General features: G+C 59.9%; 6 protein-coding genes. 3 read left to right on the top strand and 3 right to left on the bottom strand.

Features of this window, described 5'->3' with window-relative positions:
- The 3 genes from AC2FNB_RS10395 to AC2FNB_RS10385 all read right to left on the bottom strand — a co-directional run.
- Positions 1 to 712: ABC transporter permease (locus tag AC2FNB_RS10395; protein ID WP_496746144.1), on the bottom strand; the 712-nt coding region annotated here is incomplete at its 3' end.
- Between the two features lie 40 nt (positions 713 to 752).
- Complete coding sequence (locus AC2FNB_RS10390; RefSeq protein WP_496746147.1) at positions 753 to 1796, bottom strand: ligand-gated ion channel; 1044 nt, start codon at positions 1794 to 1796, stop codon at positions 753 to 755.
- Positions 1797 to 1904: 108 nt separating this feature from the next.
- Positions 1905 to 3392: an ABC transporter substrate-binding protein gene (locus tag AC2FNB_RS10385; protein WP_496746142.1), complete on the bottom strand. Its 1488-nt coding sequence runs from the start codon at positions 3390 to 3392 to the stop codon at positions 1905 to 1907.
- Positions 3393 to 3561: 169 nt separating this feature from the next.
- On the opposite strand from AC2FNB_RS10385, the gene panB reads away from it, so the two are divergent.
- The 3 genes from panB to glpK all read left to right on the top strand — a co-directional run bounded on the left by panB (position 3562) and on the right by glpK (position 6797).
- Positions 3562 to 4401: a 3-methyl-2-oxobutanoate hydroxymethyltransferase gene (gene panB / locus AC2FNB_RS10380; RefSeq protein WP_496746141.1), complete on the top strand. Its 840-nt coding sequence runs from the start codon at positions 3562 to 3564 to the stop codon at positions 4399 to 4401.
- Positions 4398 to 5249, top strand: a complete 852-nt coding sequence (gene panC / locus AC2FNB_RS10375) for a pantoate--beta-alanine ligase (RefSeq protein WP_496746139.1) — start codon at positions 4398 to 4400, stop codon at positions 5247 to 5249. The genes panB and panC overlap by 4 nt, the downstream gene beginning before the upstream one ends.
- A 69-nt stretch (positions 5250 to 5318) precedes the next feature.
- Entirely contained in the window at positions 5319 to 6797 is a 1479-nt protein-coding gene (gene glpK / locus AC2FNB_RS10370) for a glycerol kinase GlpK (protein WP_496746137.1), read from the top strand.
- Positions 6798 to 6864: the final 67 nt, after the last annotated feature.

Genomic DNA, 6864 nt, shown 5'->3' with positions numbered 1-6864 from the left:
GGATCAGCGCATTGCGTACCCCATGCCGCCACAGCGCCTGACGGCGGCTCAACCCCTTGGCGCGGGCCGTGCGCATGAAATCCTCGCCCAGAATGTCCAGCAGCGCCGATCGCATCACCCGCGCCAGAATAGCGGCCTGCGGCAGCGCCAGCGCAACTGCGGGGAGCGTCAGCGAGTGCATCCCGCCCCAGAAACCGTTTTCCCACCCGGCAAACCCGCCCGCGTTGAACCAGCGCAAGTTGATGGCAAAGACCAGGACCAGCATCATCGCGAACCAGAAATTCGGGACCGCGATGCCAAGTTGGGTCGCGCCCATCACGGCGGCATCTCCGGCCTTGCCACGCCGGGAAGCGGCATAAAGTCCGGCTGGAAACGCGATGGCAGTCGACAGCGCCAGGGCATAAAGCGCCAGCGGCAGCGATACCCATAACCGGTCCGCGATCATGCCTGAAACCGGCGTGCGATAGGTATAGGATGTGCCGAAATCTCCGCTCAGCATCCCGCCGACCCAGTTGAAATAGCGCTGTGTCTTGGGCACATCCAGGCCCAGTTCAGCGCGCAGCGCGGCCAGCGTATCGGGCTGCGCATTGACCCCCAGCATGAATGATGCGGGATCCCCCGGTGCCACCTCGATCACGGCGAAGATGACAACAGAGGCAACCACCAGGCTCAGGATCAGCGAGGTCAGGCGTTTGAGGGCGTAGCGCAGCATCAGCGCCACGTTAGGCGGGGATTACATTCGGGTCCAGCATCTAAGGCGTGACCAGAAACTTGAGGACGGCATAGGCGACAATGGCGGCATAGCCAATGGGATAGATCCATTTCACGGCGTAATTATCAAGCTTCCGGGCCGCGTCCTCGCGCCCGGACAGTTTAAGTTTACTCAGGACCACGTTGAAAACGATGATCGCACCCGTGGCAAGGAACATCCACTGCAGGATGAAATCGAGAAAGGTCAAATAGCCCAGCTTTGGCAGGTCCGCCGATATGGCCCAGTTGAATGCAACAAAGACCAGCAGGTTTGCCCCAGAAATCTCGATCCGCTTGCGATATTCGTCGAGGAAAAAGACCGACCAACTGACCGTGATCAGCACCAGCATCGGAAGGAAGACCCGTATGATGTAATAGGTAATGTGCCTGCTTCCTTCGAAGACCAGCGTGATCTGATCGCTGTCGTTCCCTGAAATCCCCGGCACATTGGTTTTGGTCAGGCGCGCGTTTCCAAGAATCCACTCTTCTTCACCCAGCAGGTCACCGAGGCCGGAGTATTCGTTCAGGGGGTGGTAAGTCACGAAATTTGCGGGCAGAACCGAACTGACCTCGAACTGAAAACGCTGCGTGTCGAAAGGGTATTTGGTGAAATCGAAGTACGGAGCCTGCAGCGTTAGTGACGATTTCTCGACATAGATCACACTTCCATCCGGACGAATGGCCGCGGCGGATTGGTGAATCCAGCGGTTGGATTGCTGGTTCTCGATTACAAATACCGGGATGATCGCGCCAACGGTCGATGCATAGTCTGCTAGGGCCTTGGGTTTTAATATCCGAACTTCGCGCCCGATCTCGTTTGGATCGAATGCGAGTGCGGGATCTGTCCACTCAGCCCTTATGACAGCGACAGCACCATAGTTTTCCGCTTTCTGATCAACGTTGACAATCTGATCGATCCTGATGCCGACCCCGACATCAAGGGGGGCAGCGGGTGTTGTGGTGATGACCTCCAGATTCCCGGACAGCTCCTCCTGTGCGTTGGCGGGAAGGGCGAGGTTGACCAAACTGAGCGCGGTCAAGACCATCACGTGGACAAAAGGCCGAAGGACACCCGATATCATCATGCTCTTGTTACCAGTTCACGGGGTAGAACAAGCGAAGCCCCGCAAGACGGAGGCTACGCATCTGTGTTATCACTCGGCCCAGGATATTCCGGTCAGATCAACTGCGGCCGTTGGCGAATTGACCCACAATCCTTGAACACCTGCCTTAGCTACGCCTGTTTTGGCAAACTGGAACAGATAACCGTTCACGTAATCTTCTGCGATCATCCGCTGCGCGTCGCCCAGCAGTTTCGTGCGCTCATCCGGATCGGTCGTCTTGTTCAGAGTTTCCATCAGCGCCTGAAACTCGGGGTTGTCGTACTGGAAATAGTACTCCGGACGGGCATAAATGCCGATGTCCATTGGTTCAGTATGGCTGACGATCGTCAGGCCGAATTCCTTGCCCTTGAACACGCTTTCCAGCCACTGGGCCCATTCCACATTGATGATCTCGGCCTTGATGCCGATTTCGGCCAACTGTGCGGCGACAATCTCGCCCCCGCGACGGGCATAGGATGGCGGCGGCAGGTGCAGCGTGGTTTCGAACCCGTCGGCTAGCCCGGCTTCGGCCAACAGGGCTTTTGCCTTTTCGGGGTCATAGCCGGAAATTCCGGTCAGATCGACATAGGCCGGATTGTGGGGCGCAAAGTGCGTGCCGATGGGCGTGCCATAGCCGAACATCGCCCCGTCAATAATGGCCTGCCGGTCAATAGCGTGTGCAATCGCCTGACGAACGCGGATATCGTCAAAGGGCGGTTTCTTGTTGTTGGTGGACAGGATCGTTTCACCTTCGGTGGACCCGATCAGGACCTGAAACCGTGGGTCTGCCTCGAATTGCGGCAGATTCTCAGGCGCCGGAAAGTTTTCGAACACGTCCACATCTTCGGCCATCATTGCCGCAAAGGCGGCGGTCGGGTCCGAGATGAATTTGAACGTCGCTCTTTCCAGCGCCGGTTGCGCGCCCCAATAGTCCGGGTTGCGTTCCAGAGTGATCCGGTCGCCCTGCACCCATTCACCAAACTTGTAAGCGCCGGTGCCTACCGGATTGGTCTTGATGTTCTCGATGCTTTCGGGCGCAACGATCACCGCGTCCCCCCAGGCCATGTTGAACAGGAAATTGCCGTTCGGGCCATCAAGCGTCACCTTCACGGTCAGGGGGTCGACGACCTCGACCTCGGTGATTCCGGCAAACAGCGCCTTTTGCGCATTGGCGCTGTCCTCGGCCCGGGCGCGGTCGAGGCTGAACTTGACGTCCTCGGCATCCATCGCGCTGCCATCATGGAAGGTCACGCCATCATGCAGCTTGAAGGTATAGACGGTGCCGTCCTCGGAAATCTCCCAGCCTTCTGCCAGCCCCGGTACAATCGATCCATCGCCCATGAAACGGGTCAGCCCTTCGAACACGTTCGTATAAACCACGGTATCGATGGCCTGGGCTGCTGCACTCGTCGGGTCCAGATGCGGTGGCTCAAGCTGTGTCGCGATGGTGATATCGGATTGTGCCCAGCCCTGTGTCGCAAACAGGCCGGCCCCCAGCGCCAGCGCCGAGGCAAAGGTGCGAAACATCGGTTGTCCCATGAAAACTCTCCCCTTTTTTCGAATGACCGGACTCGCAGAGATGGTCATTTGTCTTTCAATCTCCTCTCAAACCTCGGACCAATCAAGGGAATGTTGGCGCAAAACGCTTTCTTTGAAACGCCCCATCTGCTATGCCGCGCTGCAGCGAACCAATCCCGCAGGACCCATTATGAGCGCCACAGCCCGCAAGAAAGCCCCCAACGCCGAGGACATCCGTTCCCGCAAAGGTGGCGAACCGCTGGTCAGTCTGACCGCCTATACCACTCCGATGGCCCGGCTGATGGATGCCCATTGCGATTTTGTTCTGGTCGGTGACAGCGTCGGCATGGTGCTGCATGGCCTGACCTCGACCCTTGGCGTCACGATGGAGATGATGATCCTGCACGGGCGGGCCGTCGCGCGCGGGCTGGACAAGGCGATGATGGTCATCGACATGCCGTTTGCCAGCTACGAGGAAGGACCGGCGCAGGCATTTCGCAACGCCGCGCGTCTGATGGCCGAAACCGGGGCAGTGGCGGTCAAGCTCGAAGGCGGGGTCGAGATGGCCGAAACCATCCGCTTTCTGGTCAAGCGCGGCATTCCGGTTATGGCGCATATCGGCCTGACCCCGCAATCGATCAATACGCTGGGCGGCTACAAGGTGCAGGGCCGCGATGCGCAGGCCGAAGCAGTGCTGGCCGATGCCCGCGCGGTGGCCGAGGCCGGTGCGTTCTCGGTCGTGCTCGAAAAGGTGCCTCAAAGTCTGGCCGACCGGATCACTGCCGAAGTGCCGATCCCGACCATCGGCATCGGCGCCTCTGCGGGATGCGACGGCCAGATCCTTGTGGTGGACGATATGCTTGGGTTCTTCACCGCCTTCAAACCGAAATTCGTCAAACGCTACGCCGAGCTTGGCCCCTTGGCTGAGACGGCGATTGCCGAATACGCAGCCGAGGTGCGCGCCCGCACTTTCCCCGCGGCCGAACATGTGTTTGCCGATCACGCACCCGACAGAGGCTCGTCGAAATGACAGCACCCATTCTGCGCCACCTGGCCGATCTGCGCGCCAAAACAACCGCCTGGACCCGTGCCGGTGAAACTATCGGGGTGGTGCCCACCATGGGGGCATTGCATCAGGGACACCTGTCGCTGGCCGAAGCTGCCCGCGCCGAATGCGACCGGGTGATCGTGACGATTTTTGTGAACCCCAAGCAGTTCAACAACCCCGAAGATCTGGAGAAATATCCCCGGACCGAGGTCGAGGATGCCGAAAAACTTGCCCCTTTTGGCGTCGACGCGATCTATGTTCCGGCGCCTGCAGAAATCTACCCCGAAGGCTTTTCGACAAACGTGTCCGTCGCTGGTCTGACCGACGTGATGGAGGGCGAGTTTCGCCCCGGTCATTTCGACGGGGTTGCCACGGTGGTGGCAAAGCTTTTCCTGCAGACACAGGCCAGCCGCGCCTATTTCGGCGAGAAGGATTTTCAACAGCTGATGGTCGTCCGTCGCATGGCGCGCGATCTGGACATTCCTATCGACGTGATCGGATGCCCGACCGTTCGGGAACCCTCCGGTCTGGCCATGTCGTCACGCAACCTGCGCCTGTCTGGCGAAGGGCTGATCGTGGCTGCCCGGCTGAACCCGGTCATGCAATCGGTCGCGGATGCCCTGACAAGAGGAGAGAGTTTCGCGCCACTGGCCAAGGCGGCGATTGCTGAACTGCACAGCGCGGGGTTTACGCAAATCGAATATTTCGACTTGCGCAGCGCCCATACCTTGGCGCCGCTGGACCGCCCCACCGATTCCGCGCGCCTGTTGGCCGCCGGGTGGGCCGACGGCATCCGCCTGATCGACAATGTCGAGGTTCCCGCCCTCTGAACTCGGGTCTGGCGCAAATGCGCCGCTTCGGTCTAGTGTCCTTCCAAAAGTGACAAGGGGAGGGTGCCGATGACCTATGTCATGGCCATCGATCAGGGAACCACATCCACAAGGGCCATTCTGTTCGACCAGGACATGCAGCGCGTGGCAACCGCTCAGGTCGAGTTCGCCCAGCATTTTCCACAGGAAGGCTGGGTCGAACATGATGCGGACGAAATCTGGGACAGCGTTCTGAAAACCTGCCGTCAGGTGATGGACACCCACGGCATCACCCCCGCGCAGGTGGCGAGTATCGGGATCACCAACCAACGCGAAACCACCGTGGTCTGGGAAAAGGCAACAGGCAAGCCCATCCACAGGGCTATCGTCTGGCAGGACCGGCGAACAGCGGCGATCTGTGACCGTTACCGTCAGGCTGGATGCGAAGACGACATCATTCACCAGACCGGTCTGCTGCTTGATCCCTATTTTTCCGGCACCAAGGTGAAATGGATTCTCGACTCGATCCCCGGCGCACGTGAACGCGCCGAGAAGGGTGAACTTCTGTTTGGCACCATCGACAGCTTCCTGATCTGGCGGCTGACCGAAGGCCGGATGCACGCCACCGACGCCACCAACGCCGCCCGCACCCTGCTGTTCGACATCCACAAGGGGATGTGGAGCACAGAAATCTGCGATCTGCTGGACGTTCCCACGGCCATGCTCCCGCAAGTTCGCGACTGTGCGTCCGATTTCGGGCACACGACACTTTTGGGCGGTAAAATACCGATCCTCGGCGTTGCCGGCGATCAACAGGCGGCCACCATCGGGCAGGCCTGTTTTGCGCCGGGAATGATGAAATCCACCTATGGCACCGGCTGTTTCGCCCTTCTCAACACCGGGGCCAAGCCGGTATTGTCAAACAACCGTCTGCTGACAACCATCGCGTATCAGTTGGGCGGAAAGCGAACCTATGCGCTTGAAGGGTCGATCTTTATCGCCGGCGCAGCGGTGCAATGGCTGCGCGACGCGCTAAAAATCATCGACAATGCCGCGCAAAGCGGCGAGCTGGCAGCACGGGCCGATCAGACGCAAAAAGTCGTGCTTGTGCCGGCCTTCACCGGTCTCGGCGCGCCCTATTGGAATCCCGACTGCCGGGGGGCGATGTTTGGCCTGACCCGCAATTCCGGCAGGGCCGAGATTGCCCGTGCCACGCTGGAAAGCATCGCCTATCAGACCCGAGACCTGTGGCAGGCGATGCAGGGCGACTGGGGTGCCGAAACGGATGTGATCCTGCGCGTCGACGGCGGCATGAGCGCCTCGGACTGGGCGATGCAGGGGCTGGCCGACCTTCTGGGCGCGCCCGTCGACCGGCCGGTCATGCAGGAAACCACCGCGCTGGGCGCCGCGTGGCTGGCGGGGATGCAGGCAGGTGTTTACCCCGATCAGGAGGGCTTTGCCGCCACCTGGGCGCTGGATCGCCGGTTCGAACCGGAAATGGCCCAAAGCGACCGAGATTCAGCCTATGCCCGCTGGCAGAAGGCGGTTCATGCGGCGATGATGTTTTAGGCGTACGGATCGGACATCCAGTTTGAGTCCGAAATGACCTTTGTGGCTTTCATGGTGAATGTCCGCA

Source organism: Ruegeria sp. BHSB058, assembly GCF_059613285.1.
This window is presented reverse-complemented; position numbering and strand designations above follow the sequence as displayed.

Bases quoted from the DNA above. Each gene is read 5' to 3' on its own strand.
- glpK (WP_496746137.1), top strand. From the start codon at position 5,319: ATGACCTATGTCATGGCCATCGATCAGGGAACCACATCCACAAGGGCC.
- AC2FNB_RS10385 (WP_496746142.1), bottom strand. From the start codon at position 3,392: ATGGGACAACCGATGTTTCGCACCTTTGCCTCGGCGCTGGCGCTGGGG.
- panB (WP_496746141.1), top strand. From the start codon at position 3,562: ATGAGCGCCACAGCCCGCAAGAAAGCCCCCAACGCCGAGGACATCCGT.
- AC2FNB_RS10390 (WP_496746147.1), bottom strand. From the start codon at position 1,796: ATGGTCTTGACCGCGCTCAGTTTGGTCAACCTCGCCCTTCCCGCCAAC.
- panC (WP_496746139.1), top strand. From the start codon at position 4,398: ATGACAGCACCCATTCTGCGCCACCTGGCCGATCTGCGCGCCAAAACA.